Annotated in this window: 15 protein-coding genes; 6 read left to right on the forward strand and 9 right to left on the reverse strand. The window is 66.8% G+C overall.

The annotated features are described in order from the left end of the window. Nucleotides 1–243 precede the first annotated feature (243 nt). The 4 genes from J3A66_RS13930 (at nt 244) to J3A66_RS13945 (ending at nt 3067) form a co-directional block, all read left to right on the forward strand. On the forward strand, nt 244–1467 hold the full coding sequence (locus J3A66_RS13930) for a toxic anion resistance protein (protein ID WP_209569503.1): 1224 nt from the start codon (nt 244–246) through the stop codon (nt 1465–1467). A 3-nt stretch (nt 1468–1470) separates the two neighbouring features. Further along, nucleotides 1471–2184, forward strand: coding sequence for a hypothetical protein (locus J3A66_RS13935; RefSeq protein WP_209569512.1), 714 nt, complete (start codon nt 1471–1473; stop codon nt 2182–2184). 155 nt (nt 2185–2339) lie between these two features. After that, the gene (locus tag J3A66_RS13940; RefSeq protein WP_031393114.1) at nt 2340–2714 is read left to right on the forward strand and encodes a hypothetical protein; all 375 of its coding nucleotides are present in this window, start codon (nt 2340–2342) and stop codon (nt 2712–2714) included. 89 nt (nt 2715–2803) lie between these two features. Then, nucleotides 2804–3067 carry a DUF3297 family protein gene (locus J3A66_RS13945; protein ID WP_037529686.1) on the forward strand — a complete coding sequence of 88 codons (264 nt, stop codon included), beginning with the start codon at nt 2804–2806 and terminating at the stop codon, nt 3065–3067. 123 nt (nt 3068–3190) lie between these two features. Here the strand turns inward: J3A66_RS13945 and J3A66_RS13950 are convergent, their stop codons facing one another. The 7 genes from J3A66_RS13950 to J3A66_RS13980 form a co-directional block, all read right to left on the reverse strand. Next, a complete protein-coding gene (locus tag J3A66_RS13950; RefSeq protein WP_031440648.1) occupies nt 3191–5059 on the reverse strand; it encodes an ABC-F family ATP-binding cassette domain-containing protein in 1869 nt (622 codons plus the stop codon). A 126-nt stretch (nt 5060–5185) separates the two neighbouring features. Continuing rightward, entirely contained in the window at nt 5186–5983 is a 798-nt protein-coding gene (locus J3A66_RS13955) for a LytTR family DNA-binding domain-containing protein (RefSeq protein WP_031393111.1), read from the reverse strand. Continuing rightward, entirely contained in the window at nt 5980–7122 is a 1143-nt protein-coding gene (locus J3A66_RS13960) for a sensor histidine kinase (protein WP_051916213.1), read from the reverse strand. The genes J3A66_RS13955 and J3A66_RS13960 overlap by 4 nt, the downstream gene beginning before the upstream one ends. Before the next feature lie 161 nt (nt 7123–7283). Next, nucleotides 7284–10637 (reverse strand): carboxypeptidase regulatory-like domain-containing protein, encoded by a 3354-nt coding sequence (locus J3A66_RS13965; RefSeq protein WP_209569513.1) that lies wholly within the window; start codon nt 10635–10637, stop codon nt 7284–7286. Between the two features lie 216 nt (nt 10638–10853). Next, nucleotides 10854–12998, reverse strand: coding sequence for an NAD-dependent DNA ligase LigA (gene ligA / locus J3A66_RS13970; protein WP_209569515.1), 2145 nt, complete (start codon nt 12996–12998; stop codon nt 10854–10856). 41 nt (nt 12999–13039) lie between these two features. After that, entirely contained in the window at nt 13040–14704 is a 1665-nt protein-coding gene (recN, locus tag J3A66_RS13975) for a DNA repair protein RecN (RefSeq protein WP_209569517.1), read from the reverse strand. A 218-nt stretch (nt 14705–14922) separates the two neighbouring features. Then, nucleotides 14923–15891 carry an outer membrane protein assembly factor BamD gene (locus tag J3A66_RS13980; protein ID WP_056407265.1) on the reverse strand — a complete coding sequence of 323 codons (969 nt, stop codon included), beginning with the start codon at nt 15889–15891 and terminating at the stop codon, nt 14923–14925. A 236-nt stretch (nt 15892–16127) separates the two neighbouring features. Between J3A66_RS13980 and J3A66_RS13985 the strand changes: the two genes are divergently transcribed. Beyond that, nucleotides 16128–16952, forward strand: coding sequence for a class I mannose-6-phosphate isomerase (locus J3A66_RS13985; protein ID WP_209569519.1), 825 nt, complete (start codon nt 16128–16130; stop codon nt 16950–16952). Here the strand turns inward: J3A66_RS13985 and J3A66_RS13990 are convergent. Continuing rightward, nucleotides 16928–18508, reverse strand: a complete 1581-nt coding sequence (locus J3A66_RS13990) for a glycerol-3-phosphate dehydrogenase (RefSeq protein WP_245336825.1) — start codon at nt 18506–18508, stop codon at nt 16928–16930. The two genes, J3A66_RS13985 and J3A66_RS13990, sit on opposite strands and share 25 nt — an antisense overlap. 92 nt (nt 18509–18600) lie before the next feature. On the opposite strand from J3A66_RS13990, the gene glpK reads away from it, so the two are divergent. Further along, a complete protein-coding gene (gene glpK, locus J3A66_RS13995; protein ID WP_209569530.1) occupies nt 18601–20094 on the forward strand; it encodes a glycerol kinase GlpK in 1494 nt (497 codons plus the stop codon). Between the two features lie 17 nt (nt 20095–20111). Here glpK and J3A66_RS14000 read toward each other — a convergent pair whose 3' ends face one another. Then, nucleotides 20112–20492: a hypothetical protein gene (locus J3A66_RS14000; protein ID WP_192070777.1), complete on the reverse strand. Its 381-nt coding sequence runs from the start codon at nt 20490–20492 to the stop codon at nt 20112–20114. Between the last annotated feature and the right edge of the window lie 16 nt (nt 20493–20508).

Genomic DNA, 20508 nt, shown 5'->3' on the forward strand with positions numbered 1-20508 from the left:
GGACGGAATTTGCAGGCGCGCTTAGCGTTTATTCCGCGATGCGGCAAGTTTGGCATTTCGATTGCCGCCCGAATGGTTCCCCGCTGCCGGAAAAATCGCCGATCGCGAGCCTGTTTCGGGATGGCCCGCACCAGTCCGCGGGCGAGCCGCCAAGACGATTGCGTGGCTTGCGTGTATTATCTAGACACCACAGTTGAATGCGGGTGTCGTTCCCCTAGGATGCGGCACCGATTGGAGGATTGCATGGCGACGACACCCGAGACGCTGACGACCGAGCCTGGCCTGGTCCTGACGCCGCCCGACCCCGTGCCGACCGTCTCCGCGACGAAGGCCGCAGGACTCGTGCCGGTCGACGCGGGGGTGAAGTCGCAGCTCGACGATCGCGTCGCCGGCTTTGTCACCGATCTGGTCGCGCAGGACGTCAACAGCCCCGAATTCGGCAAGCGCGTCGATGCGATCACCGCGATGGGGGCGAAGGAAATCCGCGAGGCGGCGGGCCAGTCGAACCGGTTCCTCGATCGCCCGGTCCGCGCGATGGATCAGGAAACCGGCGTCGGCAAGGACCTGGCGGAGCTACGCCGCGTCGTCGAGGATCTAGATCCCGGCAAGAAGGGCAATCTGACCGCGCCACAGAAACTGTTCGGGATCATCCCGTTCGGCGGCAAGATGCGCAATTATTTCGACGGCTACAAATCGTCGCAGACGCATATCGCGCAGATCCTGAAGAGCCTGTCGTCGGGCAAGGACGAGCTGCTGATGGACAATGCCGCGATCGATACCGAGCGCGCGAACCTGTGGGCGGCGATGGGGCGGCTCGAACAGATGATCCATCTGTCGAAGACGATGGATACGAAGCTCGAGGATGTCGCGAACGATCTCGACCATAGCGATCCGGCCAAGGCCAAGGCGATCCGCGAGACGGCGTTGTTCTACACCCGCCAGCGCACGCAGGATTTGCTGACGCAGATGGCGGTCACCGTGCAGGGCTATCTCGCGCTCGATCTGGTCAAGAAGAACAATGTCGAGTTGGTGAAGGGCGTCGACCGCGCCTCGACCACGACCGTGTCCGCGCTGCGCACCGCGGTGACGGTCGCGCAGGCGCTGACCAACCAGAAGCTGGTGCTTGAACAGATCACCGCGCTCAACACGACGACCGCGAACATCATCGATTCGACCGGCAAGCTGCTCAAGTCGCAGACCGCGCAGATCCATGAACAGGCCGCATCGGCGACGATCCCGCTGGAGACGCTGCAGCGCGCGTTCCAGAATATCTACGACACGATGGACGCGATCGACGTGTTCAAGCTGAAGGCGCTCGACAGCATGAAGACCACGGTCGGCGCGCTGTCGAACGAGGTCGACAAGTCGCGCGGCTATATCGCGCGGGCGGAGGGCGCCACCCAAGGTCAAAATGGGGGGCAGCTGGGCGGCCCGTCGCCAAGCGCGTTCAAGCTGGAGGCGATGTAAGGCGTGAGCGAAGTCGACGACGCCATCGCCAGCGCGCGCGCCTCCTGGTCGCGGATATCGGACGACCGCGGCGCCGTCGGCGCGGCGCGGCTGCCGACGCGGGGGCGGACGCGCCGGACTCAGACGATCGGCAAGAGGCTGACGCGGATCGCGATCGCCGACGTCGCGATCCTTATTGCGGCGATGGTGATCGGCTGGATCGTCCCGCTCGGGATCGGCGGTTTTATGTTGGTCACGGCGTTGTTGGTCGCGGCGACATTGCTGTTCGCGGTGTGGCCCGCCGAGCGCGCACCGACGCCCGAGCGGCTCGCGTCGGTCGATATCAAGGCACTGCCCCGGCAGACCGAACGCTGGCTGGAGGCGCAGCGTCCCGCATTGCCCGCGCCCGCAGTGACGCTGGTCGACCGGATCGGCCTGCGGCTCGAAACGCTCGCGCCGCAACTCGCGCGCTTCGCCGACGACGCGCCCGAGGCGATCGAAGTGCGCAAGCTGGTCGGCGAACAGCTGCCCGCGTTCGTCAAGGATTACGAACGCGTGCCCCAGGCGCTGCGCACGACGCCGCGCAATGGCCGCACACCCGATGCCGAACTCGTCGCGGGGCTGTCGCTGATCGAGCAGGAGATTGGCGAGATGACACAACGGCTCGCGCAGGACGATCTCGACACGCTGGCGACGCGCGGTCGCTTCCTCGAGATGAAATATCGCGACGAGTCCTAGCAGGCCGTCATGGCGGGGCGGGGATGTTCTCCATGCCGTTAAACCTCAGCTTAACAGCACATTCCGCTTCGGTTCAGCCCGACTCGGATAAAGCGGGACCACGGTCGCGGTTTATGCGTTTGCTTCTTGCGGACCGGACGTAGAGGAGGTTCTCGATGAACGGATTGATGAAGAAGGCAGGTCTCGGCATCGCACTTGCGGCGACCGCGCTGACCGCGGCGGCGCCGGCCGACGCGCAGCGTTGGGGTCGCGGCTATCGCGGCGGCGGCTGGGGTGGGTATCATCATCGCGGCGGCGGCAATGTCGCGGGCGCGGCGGTGCTCGGCGGTATTCTGGGGCTCGGCGTGGGTGCAGCGATCGCGAGCAGCAACCGCGACCGCTATGTCGACCGCGGCTATTATAATGGCGGCTATTACGATGGTCCGCCAGTACGGACCTATTACCGCCAGGATTATCGCCCGCGGTGCTGGAGCGAGTGGCGGGTCGATCCCTATTATGGCGATCAGGTCCAGGTGCAGGTCTGCAGCTGATTTGGTCTGACGGAAGACGCGGCGTCGGGAGCAATCCCGGCGCCGTTTTTTTGTGGCGCCACCCGCCCGCTTGCGGCTAAGCGCGCGCGATGACCGACACGCCCCCAGATCGCCTTTCGACCAACCATCGCAGCCCGTTTTTCCAGCAGGAGCTGCTGGAGCGCGGGATCGGCATCCGCTTCAAGGATGGCGTGCGCCACGACGTTGAGGAATATTGCATCTCCGAAGGCTGGATCCGCGTCGCGCTCGGCAAGAAGGTCGATCGCAACGGCAACCCGCTGACGCTGAAGCTCTCGGGGCCGGTCGAGGCATGGTTCGAGCGGCCTGCGGCGAGCGACGCCGACGAGGGCTGAGCCTCGCGTTCACGCATCCTCACACCTATCTCGTCATCCTGGGCTCGACCCAGGATCCAGAGTTACGGGCGCTACGGTCCATGACTCTGAGTCCTGACTTTCGTCAGGATGACGGGGCGTGGCTTAAGCCGCCACGCCCTCCAGCGCCTCGCTCGCCTCCAGCCACTTGGCTTCGCTCGCCTCGAGCTTCGCATTCACCTCGGCGCGACGCTTGCTGAGATCACCCATCGACATCCGCGAGAAGCGTGGCTCGGCGTTGGCCGGGTCGACCATCGCGCGGTCGATCGCGTTGCGTTCCTTGGTGAACTTCGCGGTCTGCTCCTCGACCTCGCGCAGCGTCTTGCGCAGCGCCGCGTCGTTGCTCTTGGCCTCCGCCGCGGCTTTCTTGCCCGCCTTCTTGTCGGCCTTCGACGCCGCATCGCCCTTGCCCGCATCGCCCTTCAGGACGAACGCGATGTAATCGTCGAGGCTGCCGTCGAATTCCTTCGCCGTGCCGCCATCGACCAGCACGAGCCGGTCGGCGGTGAGTTCGAGCATGTGACGGTCATGGCTGACCAGCACGACGGCGCCGGTATAGGCGTTGAGCGCCTGCACGAGCGCCTCGCGCGCGTCGACGTCGAGATGGTTGGTCGGCTCGTCGAGGATGAGCAGGTGCGGCGCGTCGCGGGTGATCAGCGCGAGCGCGAGGCGGGCGCGTTCGCCACCCGACAGCTTGCCGACCTTGGTCGTCGCCTTGTCGCCGGAGAAACCGAACCGGCCGAGCTGGCCGCGCACCGCGGCGGGCGTCGCGCCCTTCATCAGATGCGCCATATGCTCGATCGGCGTATCGTGCGGATCGAGTTCCTCGACCTGATACTGGGTGAAATAGCCGACCTTCATCTTGTTCGACGACGCCATGTCGCCGTCCATCGGGGTCAGCTGCGCCGCGAGCAGCCGCGCGAGCGTGGTCTTGCCGTTGCCGTTGCGCCCGAGCAGCGCGACCCGGTCATCGGGATCGAGCCGCATGTTGAGCCGCTTCAGGATTGGCACGTCCGCATAACCCACGGTCGCCATGTCGAGCGTGATCAACGGCGGGCGCAGCTCGGTCGGGTTGGGGAAGCCGAACGAGAGCGTCGGATCATTGTAGCTCTCGGCGATCGGCTGCATCTTCGCCAGCATCTTCTGGCGCGACTGGGCCTGCTTGGCGGTCGAGGCGCGCGCGGAATTCTTGGCGATATATTCCTGGAGCTTCTCGCGCTGCACCGCCTGGTTGGCGCGCGCGGCCTCGATCTGCGCCAGACGCTCGGCACGCTGGCGCTCGAACGCATCATAGCCGCCGGGATAGAGCGTGATCTTGCCGCCCTGCAGATGCAGGATGTGATCGACGACGTTGTTGAGAAAATCGCGTTCGTGGCTGACGACGACGATCGTCGCCTTGTAGCTCTTGAGGAAGTCCTCGAGCCACATCACCGCTTCGAGATCGAGATGGTTCGACGGCTCGTCGAGCAGCAGCAGGTCGGGCTGCGAGAACAGCAGCGCGGCGAGTGCGACGCGCATCTTCCAGCCACCCGAGAAGCTGTCGAGCGTGCGTGCCTGCATCTCCTCGTCAAAGCCGAGGCCGAGCAGGATCTGCGCCGCACGCGCGGGCGCGGTATAGGCGTCGATCGCGATCAGCCGCTCGTACACGTCACCGAGCCGGTCGGGATCCTCGCTCGTCTCGCTCTCGATCATCAGCGCGGCGCGTTCGAGATCGGCCTCGAGCACGGTCTCGAACGGGGTCTTCACGCCGTGCGGGGCTTCCTGCGCGAGATAGCCGATGCGAGCGCCCTTTGGCATGTCCGCGGAGCCGTCATCGGGCTCCAGCTGCCCTGCGATCACGCGCACCATCGTCGACTTGCCCGCACCGTTGCGGCCGATCAGCCCGACGCGGCTGCCCGGCGGCAGCGCCGCACTGGCGCCGTCGAGGATAACGCGTCCGCCGAGGCGCACCGTGATATTGTTCAGGTTCAGCATGGCCGCGGGCGTTAGCAGATGCAGCATGGTTTTGCGAGAGGGCGGGCGAGGCGGGGCAGCGCTGAGCGCGGCGTGCCGCCCCCCCTCCCGTCATCCTGACGTTCGTCAGGATGACGGACGGATGGATCAGTGTACGAAGCGCGCCACGACGTCGCGATACGACCGCGACACCTTCACGCTGGCACCCGAATTGAGCACCAGGAAGCATTCGCCATTGGTGTGCGGCTTTACCTGCTTGACGAGGTCGAGATTGACGATCGTCGAGCGGTGCACGCGCTGGAACCGGCGCGGGTCGAGGCGCTTCTCCAGATCCTTCATCGTCTCGCGCAGGATCAGCGTGTTGTCGCCGGTGTAGATGCACATGTAATCGCCGGCCGCGTCGATCCGCTCGATCGTGTCAACATCGACGCGGAAGATCTGGCCGCGATCCTTGATGTTGATGAGCTTTTCGAAGCGGTTGGCGGACACCGCATCACCATCGGGCATGTCGGCGGCCGCATCGGGGGCGACGTCGGCAAGCACTTCGCGCAACCGGTCGACCTCCTCGACGCCGCGCTTTTCCGACAGGCGCTGGCGGACGCGCTCGATCGTGTCGGCGAGCCGCGACTCCTCGACCGGCTTCATCAGATAATCAACCGCCTGCGCCTCGAACGCGCGTAGCGCGTGGTCGGAATAGGCGGTGACGAAGACGAACAGCGGCGGTTCGACCTCCATCAGCCCCTGGACGACGGAGAAGCCGTCAAAGCCGGGCATCTGGATATCGAGGAAGACGAGATCGGGCTTGTGCGTCTTGATCGCGCGAATCGCCTCGCGGCCGTTCGAGCATTTTTCGATGATCTCGACGTCTTCATGCGCCTGGAGGCGGAGTTCGAGCCCCTGGATCGCCAGCGGCTCGTCGTCGACGAGAATGGTACGGATGGTCATGCGGCCTCTCTGTTCACGTCTTCAAGCTGGTAGGGAATCTCGATCTCGACCGAGAAGCCGCCAGCGGGCGTGGAGCGGGTTTCAAAACGATGGTCGGGGCCATATGCCTGCGCCAACCTGTCTCTAATATTAGCGAGCCCGACGCCTGTTGAAAGGCTTGGACTGATCCGCCCCTCGATCAAGCCCGGTCCGGTATCGGATACGGCGATCTGCACCCGTTCCCCGGCCAGCCGCACCGTGACGCAGATTTCGGCGCCTTCCTCCTGCGGCGTGACCGCATATTTGATCGCATTCTCGACCAGCGGTTGCAGCAGAAGCGAGGGCAGGCGGGCGCGTTCGGCGCGGGGGTCGATGTCGAATTTGGGCCGCATCCGGTCCTCGAACCGCATCTTCTCGATCTCGAGATACAGCTTCAGCGTCTCCATCTCCTGCGCGACGGTGACGTGCGCGGTCGGCTCATTGGCCAGCGTGTAGCGCAGGAACGACGACAGCCGCGACAGCATCGCGTTCGCCCGCTCGGTCTGTTTGAGCAGCACGAGCGTCGAGATCGAGTTCAGCGTGTTGAACAGGAAATGCGGGTTGAGCTGATAGCGCAGCATCGCCAGCTGCGCCGAGGAGGCCTGATTTTCCAGATGCTGCATCTGGTCGATCTGCTCCTCGACGATCAGGTAGAAATTGATCCCGAAATACAGCGCCGACCAGCCCGCCAGCGTGACGAAGTTGAGGAACACGAAACCGAGCATGCGGGTGATCGTGATCCCCGGCGTCGCGGTCTGGATGAACGAGAAGGAAAAGGCGTCGAGCACCGCATAGAGAAACGTCGCTGCCGCCAGCGTTGCGATCGTCAGGAACAGCCCGATCACGCGCGGAATGCGGCGGTAATAGCCATAGAGCGTCGAGAGCAGCAGCGTGATGCAATAGCCGACGATCGCCTCGATGATGACCGGGATGATCGAGGTGAGCGTGAGGCCATTCGACACCGACGACACGCCGCGCAGCATCAGATAGCCGCTCCAGCCGACCGCCTGCAGCGTCCAGAACGCGCGCGCCTTGTTCTCGAAGAACGGCCGTGCGGAAAAGGGCAGGCGGGGGGGCGTGCCGGGGGGCTGGGTGGAAGACGGGGCGGGGGAGCTGGCCATGGTTGGCCGCGGTCTTACACGCGGGCGGCGGCGGGCGCAAAAGCGCTTGCAGCTTCAGGAGATTTTCGTGCCGGCGGCGAAGGGCCGGCGACCGGACGCGAAAGGGCCGCCGTTTCCCATCTGGAAACGGCGGCCCGGTCGTCACGTCGAGGCGATAGGGCTCAGAAGCTGAACCGTGCGCCGACGCGGATCGAGTAGAGCGACTGACGCGAATAGATCGTGTCGCTCGGCGCCGATGCGGGCGCGCTGTACCGATATTGTGCGCAGGCCTGGCTCGAATTCGCTGTGACCGCTGCGCCCGGCGCCGTGCCGGTCGCGACCGCCGCCTGGAGGCACTGAACGCGAACCGCCGGGATCGTGTACGGGAACTGGTATTCGCGGATCTGGCCCCAGTTCTTGTTCAGGAAGTTGGTGACGTTCTCGATATCCGCGAACAGCTGGACGCGGCTGGCGCCGACGAAGGTCGGGATTTCCTGCGACAGATGAAGGTCGAAACGCGTGAACCACTTCGAGTTGAAGCCGTTGCGCGGCGTGATCTTGCCACGATACTTCTTCAGGTCGGTCGAGTTTATAAGCGCCTCGAACGTGTCCCGCGTTGCCACGCTGTCATACGACACCAGCGCATCGGTGGTCGAGGTCGGCACGTAGAGGAGGTAGCGCGATGCGCTGCCGATCGTGCCGAACACCGGCGACCGGTTCGAGGACAGATCCTGCATCGTGTAGCTGTACGGGCGACCGATACGCGTCTCGCCGAACAGCGTGAAGTTGGTCTTGTAGTCGCCGAAGAACGCGTGGTTGAAGCTGACGTTATACTTGATGTTGTGCTTCACCTGGTCGTTCGAGATGCCATAGGCGGCGCCGTTGGCATCGAGGAACGCGCCATTGCCGTAGTTGGACGAGGCGGTCGACGAGGTTGCCGGCGCCTGATCCTTGATGTCCTGATAGGTGTAGCTGACGCCCAGGTTGAGGCCGAAATCGAAGTCCTTGCTGACGCGCGCGACGCCGATGTAGCTGCGGCCACGCGTGGTGTTCGTCAGATACAGGTCCGAATTGGTGTCGGCGAACGTGGTCCGCGAGGCATAGCGTACGCGGCCATCTGGCGTCCGCAATGCCGTCGGCGCGACGCGCAGATCGGTGAAGAACACCTGGTTGCGGACGTCGGACCACAGGAAGTCGGCGCCGAAGTGCCAGCCATCGCCGAACGTGCCACCCCAGTTGGGATCATAGTCGGCCGACAGCGTGCCACGCCACTGCGACGGCACCTTGAAGTTCGGATCGAGTGCGTTGGTCGGCGAAAGCGTGTTGACCGTCGCGTTGGTGAGCACGCCATTGGCCGCCGCCGGGACCGCCGTGCCGTTCACGTTGGTCAGGATCGCGCCGCCATTGGTCTGCGCGTCCGCCGCGGACAGCCCGGCGATCGTGTAGCTGTTGTTGTTGTTCTGGCGGACGTCGATCGCGTTGGTCAGGAAGCCCGTGTTCGAGAAGCTGTTCGAGACATAGACGTCGGGCGCGCCGCCCGAGAAGATGCCGATACCGCCGCGCAGCGACACCGCCGACACCGGCTTGAAGTCGAACCCGATGCGCGGCTGGAACACGCCGCGGCCCGAGATATAGGCGGTGTTCGGGAAGTTGTAGCGCGACAGGAATGCCGAGTTCAGCTCGGGACGGCTATGGCCGCCGAACGTGTCGTAGCGTGCGCCGTAGGACAGCGTGAACAGGTCGCTCAGGCGCCAGGTGTCCTGAACGCCGAAGCTGTAGGACTGGTAGCGGAAGCGCGCGGCACCGTTGACCGGGTCGAGCGACGGAACGGCATTGCCATAACGGAAACGCTGCGCGTTGCCGGCCTGGAAATCGGCGATCGAGTCGAAGTAGTAATCGCCCGCGGTCCGCTGGACGAACAGGTTGTTGATCTTCGAATCGGTGAACTCACCGAACACGCGGACGTCATGATTGTCCCGCGTCAGGCGCCCCTGCACGAGGCCGCCGAAGCTGCGGCTGGTCAGTTCGTTCGACTGGCGCGAGATGTCCGGTCCGAACGAGACGTTGCCAAAGCCCGACTGGCAGGTGTTGGACAGGTCGTTGTTGGTGGCGGTGCCGGTGCTGCGATCCGAGGTCGGCGCGGTGCAGACCTGCATCTGGGCGAAGCCACGGCCGAGGATCGGGTCCTGACCGCGCTTATAGTCCTTGTAGAAGCCGCGGATTTCGGTCGAGAATTCCTCGCTCCAGTCGCTGTTCAACTGCGCGACGCCGGTATGGAGGCGGTTCGACGAGATATAGCCGTTCGACTCGAGGCCGAGCCCGGGCGTGCCCGTGACGAAGGTGTTCTGACCGAGCTGGATCGAATCCTTCGTGTAGAGATAGGTCAGCGACGCGCGCTGCGTATCCGACAGGTTGGCGTCGATACGGGCGACGAGGCGATCGTCGCGATCGTTCGAATCCTGCAGCACGCCGCCGGTGTCATAGCCGTAGCGCGAGTCCGCGATCTGCTGGATCTGGGCGACTTGTGCGTCGGTGATGTTGGGGACGACCGTACCGGCGTTGGTGCCGGCGGTACCCTCGACGATCGGGGTGTTCGCACGGATGCGCTCGCCCGCGATCATGAAGAACAGCTTGTCCTTGATGATCGGCCCGGACAGCTCCGCGCCGAAATTCTCGTACTTGAAGTCGGGAATGTTGACGCGGCCGGTGGGAACGCCGGGGCCTGCCTTCGTGCGGTTGCCGGTCAGGCTGTCGTCCGAATAGGCATAGAAGCCCGTGCCGTGGAATTCGTTGGTGCCCGACTTCAGGATTGCGTTGATCGCGCCGCCCTGGAAGTTGCCTTCGCGGACGTCATAGGGCGCGACCTTGGTCTGGAACTGGCCGATCGAATCGAACGGGATAGGCGCGCGGCGGGTCGGCAGGCCGTCGGGGTTGAGGCCGAAATTGTCGGTGACCGGCACGCCGTCGACCGAGAAGCGGTTGAAGCGCGCATTCTGGCCGGCGAACGAAACGGCACGACCGCCCGAGGGGGTGTCGTCGAGACGCGCGAACGGATCGCGGCGCATCAGGTCGCGGACGTCGCGGTTCACCGATGCGACCGAGCCGATCTGCTCGGCGTTCAGGACCGTTGCCGGGCCCTGGCTGACGTTGCGCGCGCGGGGCAGCGACGACGCGGTGATGACGATGTCCGCACCACCAGATTCGGCGGCGGCCAGCTCGATCGGCAGTTCATAGGTCTGCGCGACGGTGGTCTGGATGTCGGTGATCGACGTTTCGGGATAGCCCGCCGCGGTGACCGTGACGGTGAACGGACCACCCACGCGCAGGCCGCCGGCATTGAAGCTGCCCGAGGCGTCGGTCGTCTGCGTCGAGCGCGAACCCGACGGCACGTTCAGGATCACCACCGTCGCGCCGGCTACGGGCGCGCCATTGGCTGTAACAGTGCCGCGGATCGAGGAGGTCGTCTCCTGCGCGGACGCGGCCATCGGCGCGATCAGCGCAATCGCCGCCGCACCCAGGAAAAGGTTGTTACGCATTTGAAATGTCCCCTTTGAGCTTATGCTCGAGATCCGCGACTTGATCGTTCGGTCAGCCGCGCCCCTGCGCTCCAAATATTTCGGTTCCATGACATTGGCGAGTCGCGTGTTGCGCCGGACGCACTCCGTCATATTGCGTTGCAAAAAAGCCACGGCCCGGCATCGATTGGTCCACGACGGAACCAATCTCGATCAAGTGCGTGGCACGCTGCGCGTTCAGCTCGCCGCGACGATCGCCGCCCATTCCGCCTCGGTGATCACGCGAATCCCCAGGTCGGTCGCCTTCTTCAGCTTCGACCCCGCGCCGGGGCCGGCGATGACGAGGTCGGTCTTGGCCGAAACCGACGCCGCGACGCGAGCGCCGAGCAGCTCGGCCTGCGCCTTGGCCTCATCGCGGCTGAGCGTCTCGAGGCTGCCGGTGAAGACCAGCGTCTGGCCGCTAACGTCCGAATCGCGGGTTTCATGGACGACGTCCGCGGGCGTCACCTCGCGCAGCAGGTCGAACACGACCGCGCGATTGTGCGGTTCGGCGCAGAAGCCGATCAGCGCGTTGGCGACTTCGGGGCCGACGCCCGCGGTCTCGATCACCCCGACCAGCAGCTTGTCGCGGCGCAGGACATATTTGCGCTCGGGCTCGCCGATCACCGGCGTGATGCTGTGGTACAGGAACACCGCGCGGCGCAGCATGCTGCCGAGCGCCTTTGCCGAGCGATAGCGGCGAGCGAGGTCGCGTGCGGTGATCTCGCCGACATGGCGGATGCCGAGCGAGAAGAGGAACCGGTCGAGCGCGATCTGGCGGCGCGCGTCGATCGCGGCGATCAGCTTGGCCGCCCAGACGCGGCCGTCCTTCTTGCGCGCGACCAGCTGCTCCTCGGTCAGGCGGAAGATGTCGGCGGGCGACTCGATCAGCCCGTCGCGGAAGAACGCCTCGACCAGGGTCTGGCCGAGCCCGCCAATGTCGAAGGCGTGGCGCGAGGTGAAATGGATGAGCCGCTCGACGCGCTGCGCGGGGCAGATCAGCCCGCCGGTGCAGCGATAGACGACCTCGCCCTCCTCGCGCTCGGCGGCCGACCCGCACTCGGGACAGAGCCGGTCGAAGACATAGGCGGGGCGATCCTCGGCGGCGGTCAGGCTCTCGACGATCTGCGGGATGACGTCGCCCGCGCGCTGGACGAGGACGCGGTCGCCGACGCGGACGCCGAGCCGCTCGATCTCGTCGAAATTGTGGAGCGTCGCGTTGGTGACGACGACGCCGCCGACGGTGACGGGATCAAGCCGCGCGACCGGGGTCAGCGCGCCGGTGCGCCCGACCTGGATGTCGATCGCGTTGAGCGTGGTCTGCGCGCGCTCGGCAGGGAATTTGTGTGCGATCGCCCAGCGTGGCGCGCGCGCGACCTGGCCGAGTCGCGCCTGCCAGTCGAGCCGGTCGACCTTGTACACGACACCGTCGATATCGAAGGGGAGCTCGGCCCGGCCGGCCTCGATCGCGCGGTAGATTCCGAGCGCGCCCTGTTCGTCCTCGACGCGCGCGAAGGCGTCGGCGACCGCGAAGCCCCAGGCGCGGAACTGGTCGACGATCGCGGACTGCGTCTCCGCGGGGACGGTGCTCGCCTCGCCCCAGCCATGCGCGAGGAAACGCAGCGTGCGCTCGGCGGTGATGCTCGCGTCCTTCTGGCGGAGCGAGCCAGCGGCGGCATTGCGCGGGTTGGCGAACTGGCGCGCCTCCTTGCTGGCCTGCTCGGCTTCCGCGAGCAGGCGGGCGTTGAGCGCGGCAAAGTCGGCCTTCGCCATATACACCTCGCCGCGGATCTCGAAGACCGCAGGGTAGGGGGGCTCGCCCGCCAGTTGCTGCGGAATGTCGGCGATCGTGCGGACATTGGCGGTGACGTCCTCGCCGACCTGGCCGTCGCCGCGGGTGAGCGCCTGGACCAGCCGGCCGTCCTCGTAGCGCAGCGAGCAGGACAGGCCATCGATCTTGGGCTCCGCGGTGAGCGCAACGGGGGCGTCGTCGGCGAGCTTGAGGAAGCGGCGGACCCGGCCGACAAACTCCTCGACCTCCTCGTCCGAAAACGCGTTGTCGAGGCTCATCATCGGTTTGGCATGCGCGACCTTCGAAAGATGCCCGGCGGGTGCGGCGCCGACACTGCGGCTCGGCGAATCGGCGCGGACGCTGGCGGGGAAGGCGGCCTCGATCGCGCTGTTGCGGCGAACCAGCGCGTCATAGTCCGCGTCGCTGATCTCGGGCGCGTCGTCGGTGTGATAGCGCGCATTGTGATAGGCGATGCGCTCGGCGAGCGTCGTCAGCTCGGCGGCGGCCTCCGCTTCGGTGGCGGGAAGGGCGGACGTGGGCAGCGCGGTCATGATCGCGGGGTTAGGCAGCTGCCCCGCGCGCGGCAAGAGTGTCAGGCGGTTTCGAGCAGTCGTTCGGCCTGCGCGCGCGCCTCGTCGGTGATCGTCGCGCCCGAGAGCATCCGGGCGATCTCCTCGCGACGTTCGGCCTCGTCGAGCGCGCGGACGCCGGTGCGCGTGACGGTGCCGTCATTGCTCTTGGCGATCAGCAGATGCTTGGCGCCGCGCGCCGCGACCTGCGGGCTGTGCGTGACGACGAGCAGCTGCGTGCTCTGCGCGAGCCGTGCGAGTCGCTCGCCGATCGCGCTGGCGACCGCACCGCCGACGCCGCGGTCGATCTCGTCGAACACCATCGTCGTCGCGCCGCCTTCCTCCGCGAGCGCGACCTTCAAGGCGAGGATGAAACGCGACAATTCGCCGCCGCTGGCGATCTTGGTGAGGCCGGCGAAGGGCGCGCCGGGGTTGGTCGAGATCTCGAATTCGACACGGTCCTTGCCTGCGCCCGACCAGCCGTCCTCTCCGAGCGGGGCGCAGATGGTGCGGAAGCGGGCGGCGTCGAGCTTGAGCGGCGCAAGTTCGCCCGCGACCGCGGTGTCGAGTCGCAGCGCAGCCTTGGCACGGCGGGCCGAGAGCGCGTCCGCAGCCTTGTCGTAGGCGGCACGCGCCTTGGCGAGCGTCGCCTCGAGCACCGCGATCCCGCCTTCGCCCGCGTCGAGTCGTTCGAGCCGGGCGCGCATCTCGTCGGTCAGCGCGGCGAGGTCGTCGGGCTGGACGCGGTGTTTACGTGCCATCGCGCGAAGTTCGAACAGCCGCGCCTCGTCGTCCTCGAGGCTGCGCGGGTCATAGGCGAGGTCGATCCGCGCATCGCGCATCCGTTCCTCGGCGACCGATCCCTCGATCACCGCGCGGTCGACCGCGGCAAGCGCGTCGGCGAGCGCGACATGATCGCCCGAAATCCGTTCGAGCACGCGCGCGGCTTGGCGCAGCTTGGCAAGCCCGCCGTCCGAGCCTTCGAGATAGTCGTCGATCGCCGACAGGTCGTCCGCGATCTTCTCCGCGCGCTGCATCGAGCGGCGGGTGTCGGCGAGCGTCTCCTCTTCCCCGGGTTCGGCGCCGAGCGCGGTCAGTTCGGCGACGGTGTGTTCGAGCCAGTCGCGGTCGCGGGCGGCGCTTTCGATATCGGCGCGGGCAGTGGCGAGCGCGTCCTCGGCCTCGCGCAGTGCGGTCCAGGCGCGGGTCGTCGCGGCGGGTTCGGTACGGCCGAAAATGTCGAGCAGCGCGCGGTGGCCGCGCGGGTTGAGCAGGCCGCGCTCGTCATGCTGGCCGTGAATCTCTACAAGCGTCGGCGCCATTTCGCGCAGCAGGCCAGCGGAGGCCGGCTGGTCGTTGACGAAGCCGCGGCTGCCGCCATCGGCCTTGACGATGCGGCGGATGATGAGCGGTTCGCCCGCCTCGATCGTCAGCCCGTTCTCGTCGAGCAGCGCCATCAGCGGCGTGCCGGGGGCGGGCGGATCGAAGGTCGCGGTGACCACCGCCTGCGCAGCACCATGCCGGACCAGTCCGCTGTCGCCACGGCCGCCGAGCGCGAGCCCGAGCGCATCGAGCAGGATCGACTTGCCCGCACCGGTCTCGCCGGTCAGCACGCCGAGCCCCGGGCCGAAGCCGAGGTCGAGCGCCTCGATCAATACCACGTCGCGGATGGAGAGTTCTGTCAGCATCGGTTCGTCCCTTAGACGATCCGGATGCGAAAATGATCCCCCAATGTTCTGGTTCGTCAGCGGGGCTAGGGGCCGTTCGTCATTTCGAAGCGCGCGACGCCAATCGTCATCCTGACGAACGTCAGGACCCAGGGTAACGAGCGTGCCGTTAATGGCTCTGGGTCCTGACTTTCGTCAGGATGACGTTGCTCGGGGGACGGGGCCGAGCCTCTAGGGCCTCAGTTGCCTGGCGTGGTGCGCGTGGTGCCGGCGGGGCCGACCGGGCCCGACCCGCCTGCCGCAGCGGAACCAGAGCCGCCATTGCCGGGCGAGCCCGGGATTGCCGGGGTCTCGCCGAGGCCAGCGGCGGGGAGCGCGCCGGGGGTGCCGGCGGGGACGATCTGCGCGCCCGTCGCGATCGGCGCCAGCGGCTTGACCGGATGCTCCTGCATGAGCTTGTACGCGCGTTGATACCAGGGCGTGCCCGGATAGTTGCGACCCAGCACCGCCGCGGCCTTCTCGGCCTCGATCGGGACGCCAAGCGCGAGATAGGTCTCGGTCAGACGCATCAGCGCCTCGGGGGTGTGCGTGGTCTGCTGATACTGGTCGATCACGGTGCGGAACCGCCCGTTCGCCGCGAGCCATTGGCCGCGCGTCTCGTAGAAGCGACCGATCTCCATCTCCTTGCCGCCAAGGTGATCGTTGACGAGATCGATCTTCAGCCGCGCATCCGACGCATAGCGCGTGTTCGGATACCGCCGCGTCAGCTCGCCCAATGCGTCGAGCGCCTGGCGCGTGATCTTCTGGTCGCGCGTGACGTCGGTGATCTGCTCGTAATAGCCCAGCGCGATCAGGTAATAGGCATAGGGCGCGTCGCGGTTGCCCGGGTGGACCGCGATGAACCGCTGCGCCGACTGGATCGACTTGGTATAATCGGTGTCGAGATAATAGCTGAACGCGCTCATGATCTGCGCGCGGCGGGCCCAGATCGAATAGGGATGCTGGCGCTCGACCTCGTCGAACAGCTGCGCCGATTCCTTGTAGCGCCCCTGGTCGAGCCGCTTCTTCGCCAGCGAGTAGAGCGTGCCCACGTCGCGCGCGACATACGGGATGTCGGTGGAGGTGCGCGAACTCGCGCACCCGGCCATGGGGAGCGCTATGGCGGCGAGGAGCGCGATCGAGAGCGCGCGAGACTGGGGGATACGCATGGACGTCGTCCTTAGCGTAACCGGGGGCACGCGAACAATCCCCCCTAGCGAGGGGGTTTGGAGGCGTCTGAAGCAGCGGCCTTCGGGGCGGTCTATTCAGCCACAATTCACCAGTCGACGGGCGCGATACGCCTGGCGCGATGCCGCGTCGACGACGGGACATTCCCGGCGTCTCGCCAGTTGGGCCCCGGGGCGCTATGTCGCGCCAGTCCGCCAGCCTTGAGAAGGAACGTTTGATGCCCGCCACCCTGCTTCACACCCATCGTGTCGAGAAGCCCTGGGGACGCCACACGCTGTGGCCCGGCTTTGACGATCCCGCCCCCGGTGCACCGGCGATCGGCGAGGTCTGGTTCCAGGAACCCGGCGACACGACCCCCGATCTGCTGATCAAATATCTGTTCACCAGCGAGAAGTTGTCGGTGCAGGTCCATCCCGACGACGACCAGGCGCACGCGCGCGGTCTGCCGCGGGGCAAGGACGAATGCTGGACGGTGCTGGCCGCCGAACCCGATTCGACGATCGCCGTCGGTACCAAGGCGCCGATGTCGCGCGACGACCTGCGCGCGGCCGCGATCGACGGCACGATCGAGGACAAGCTTTACTGGAAGCCGGTCAAGGCGGGCGATTTCATGTACTGCGCCTCCGACACGATCCACGCGATCGGCGGCGGCCTGACGGTGATCGAGGTTCAGCAGAACTCGGAAACTACCTATCGCCTCTACGATTATGGCAGCGACCGCGAACTGCACCTCGACGACGGCATCGCGGTCTCGGATCCGGTGCCTTATCAGCCGATCGTATCACCGGGCGTCGTCTCCGAAGGTCGGACGATCCAGGTCGAAGGCCCCAAATTCGTGCTCGAGCGCTGGACCGGTGGCGAGCATGCGGTGACCCTGCCCGAGGGGCGGACCGCCTGGCTGATCCCGATCACCGGATCGGGCAGCGTCGCGGGCGTCGCGTTCAAGGCGGGCGAATGCGTCACCGTGACCGGGTCCGAGCGGATCGAGGCCAGCGACGACGCCGACCTGCTGTTCGCCTATGCGGGCGACACGCGGATCTGATCGGGCGCTGCGGCGGGGGGCGGTGCGCCTCCCGCCGCCCCATCGATGCGACCGGCCAGATATACGTCGATCCGTGCCGCGGCGTCGGCGGGTACGTGCAGCCCGAGCTTGCTGCGGCGATAGAGGATATCGTCGGCTGACCGCGCCCATTCCTGATCGACGAGATAGTCGATTTCCGTCGCATGAAGCCCCGCGCCGAAATCCTCGCCAAGCTCGGCGGTCGTCCGCGCCGCACCGAGGATCCGGTCCACCCGCGTACCGTAGGCGCGGGCGAGTCGGCGCAACAGTTCAGTCGGCTGGTCGGGGTACGCCCGGATCAGCGCTTCGAGATACCGATCGAAATCGCTCTCGGGCAGATCGCCACCGGGCAGCGCGACCGTCGCGGTCCAGCTTTTCGCCAGATCCGCGTCGCGATCGGGGAAGAAGGGGGCAAGCTGAGTCATCGCGTGCTCGGCGAGCTTGCGATAGGTCGTGATCTTGCCGCCGAAGATGCTCAGCATCGCCGCGCGATCCTCCGCGGCATCGAGATCGAGCACATAGTCGCGGGTCACCGCCGACGCACTGGCCGAGTGATCGTCATAGAGCGGGCGGATCCCCGAATAGCTCCAGACGATGTCAGCGGGGGTGATGCCACGCTGGAAATACCGGTCGATCGTGTCGCACAGATAGGCGGTCTCGGCGGCGTCGATCGTCGCGGGGCCGGGGGCGCCCTGCCAGGCCTCGTCGGTGGTGCCGATCAGCGTGAAGCGACCTTCATAGGGAATTGCGAAGACGACGCGCTTGTCCGGGTTCTGCAACAGTAGAGCGTGATCGCCCGCATAGAGGCGCGGCACGACGATATGGCTGCCCTTGATCAGCCGAACGCCGCGGTCGCGGCGCGAATCGGGGACCTTGCCCAGCACATCGGCGACCCAGGGTCCCGCCGCGTTGACGAGCACGCGGGCGGTGACGGTCCGCTCGCCCTGCGCATCGGCGATCGTCGCGGACCAGCCGCCGTCCCGTCGGGCTGCCGCGACCAGCCGGGTACGCGTCAGGATCGTCGCGCCGCGCTCTGCCGCGTCGCGCGCGTTGAGCACGACCAGCCGGCTGTCCTCCACCCAGCAATCCGAATAGACGAAGGCGCGCGTCGCGCCGGGTTTCAGCCCGTCGCCCAGCGGATCGCGGTCGAGATGCACGGTCCGCGTCGCGGGCAGGATCCTGCGGCCGCCGAGATGGTCGTAGAGGAACAGCCCGAGCCGGACCATCCAGGCGGGGCGCGGCGAATGCGTTTGCGGCAGGACGAACTGCAGCGGCCAGATGATGTGCGGCGCGATCGCCAGCAGCCGCTCGCGTTCGATCAGCGCCTCGCGCACCAGCCGGAGCTCGCCATATTCGAGATAGCGCAGCCCGCCATGGATCAGCTTGGTGCTGGCCGACGAGGTATGGCTGGCCAGATCGTCCTGCTCGACCAGCAGGACCGACAGTCCGCGCCCGGCGGCATCGCGCGCGATCCCGGTGCCGTTGATGCCGCCACCGACGATCAACAGGTCGACGTCGAATTTCGCGGGCGTTTTCATCATCGTGTTCCGTCTACCACCGCGGGCCGACTGGTGGCTAGCCTCGACGCGGGGCGGTGGGGCGGCCTAGAGCGGTGGCAAAGGAGAGCCGCATGGGCCAAGCCACGCACGTCCTCGCGATCGATCAGGGTACGACATCGACGCGCAGCATCCTGTTCGATGCGACGGCCAGACCGGTCGCGACGGCGCAGCGCGAATTCGCGCAGCATTATCCGCGACTCGGCTGGGTCGAGCATGACCCCGAGGACATCTGGCGCGACACGCTGGCGACCGCGCGCGAGGCGATAGCACGCGGCGGCGTGCCCGCGCGCGACATCGCGGCGATCGGCATAACCAACCAGCGCGAAACCGTCGTCGTCTGGGATCGCGCGACGGGCACGCCGATCTACCCCGCGATCGTCTGGCAGGACCGCCGCACCGCGGATGTGTGTCAGAGCCTGAAGGCCGAGGGCGCGGAACAGATGGTCCGCGACAAGACCGGCTTGCTGCTCGATCCCTATTTCTCCGCAACCAAGATCGCGTGGATCCTCGACACCGTGCCGGGTGCGCGTGCGGGCGCGGACAAGGGGGAGCTCGCCTTCGGCACGATCGACTGTTTCCTGCTGTGGCGGCTCACCGGCGGCGTGGTGCATGCGACCGACGTGACCAATGCCGGGCGCACGCTCCTCTATGACATTCGCCGACAGGACTGGGACGATGCGCTGTGCCGGCTGCTGCGCGTGCCACCGGCGATGCTGCCCGAGGTGCACGACAACAGCCATGTGTTCGGCACGACCGCGCCGGGGTTGTTCGACGTCCCGATCCCGATCGCGGGGATGGCGGGGGATCAGCAGGCGGCGTTGTTCGGCCAGGCCTGTTTCGCGCGCGGCATGGTCAAGTCGACCTATGGAACGGGATGTTTCATGCTGCTCAACACCGGCGACACGGCGATCGCGTCCGACCACCGGTTGCTGACCACGCCCGCCTATCGGCTGAACGGGCAGATGACCTATGCGCTGGAGGGATCGATCTTCGTCGCCGGGGCCGCGGTCAAATGGCTGCGCGACGGGCTCGGCGTGATCACCAGCGCGCACCAGACGCACGACATGGCGACCGAGGTTCCCGACAGCCACGGCGTCTACATGGTTCCCGCCTTTGTCGGGTTGGGCGCGCCGCACTGGGATCCCGACGCGCGCGGGCTCATTACCGGGCTGACGCTGGGCGCGACGGGAGCGCATCTCGCACGCGCCGCTCTCGAGGCGGTCGGGTATCAGACGCTCGACCTGGCGCAGGCGATGGTCGCGGATGGTGGCGCGGCGCCCGCAACGCTCAGGATCGACGGCGGCATGGCGGCGAACGACTGGCTGTGTCAGTTTCTCGCGGACATGCTCGAGACACCGGTTGAACGGCCGACGCATCTCGAGACGACCGCGCTGGGCGCGGCGTTCCATGCGGGGCTGGCGACCGGCGTCTGGCCCGATCTCGATGCGTTGTCGCAGACGTGGCGGCGGGGGGCGTGTTTCGAGCCGCGCATGGGAGCGAGCGACCGCGCCGCGCTGATCGCCGGCTGGCACTCCGCGTTACGCAAGGCGCTCAGTACGGCCTGACGATCGGCCGGGCTGGCTCAGGATGCGACGCGCAGGCCCGTCACGCGCTGGACCAGGACTTCGATCTGGCCGCGGTGGAAGCCTGCGGCGAGGAACCGCTCGATCTCGGCGACCGGCAGCGCGAAGCCGTGGCGCCACGCATGGACCGCGAGCCGACGCAGCGCCTCGAGCCGCGGGTCGGCCAGCGGCGATCGCTCGGACAGGCCGAAGATCGTCCGCAGTGCGCGGTCCAGCCGTCCCGGCACCGCCAGGCTGCGCAGGCCGTCTTGCTTGGCAAGCATGATGACGTGCCATTCCAGCTGCGTGAACCCGGCCCGGCCTTCGGTCTGTGCGGCGCTGATCGTCGGCCGGCTGGCAACGGGGGCGGCGAACAGGTTGTCGAGGTCGAGATAGGCCATGGTCGGGTCTCTTCGG

It is taken from the genome of Sphingomonas sp. PvP018 (assembly GCF_017876865.1).
Taxonomy (GTDB): domain Bacteria; phylum Pseudomonadota; class Alphaproteobacteria; order Sphingomonadales; family Sphingomonadaceae; genus Sphingomonas; species Sphingomonas aerolata.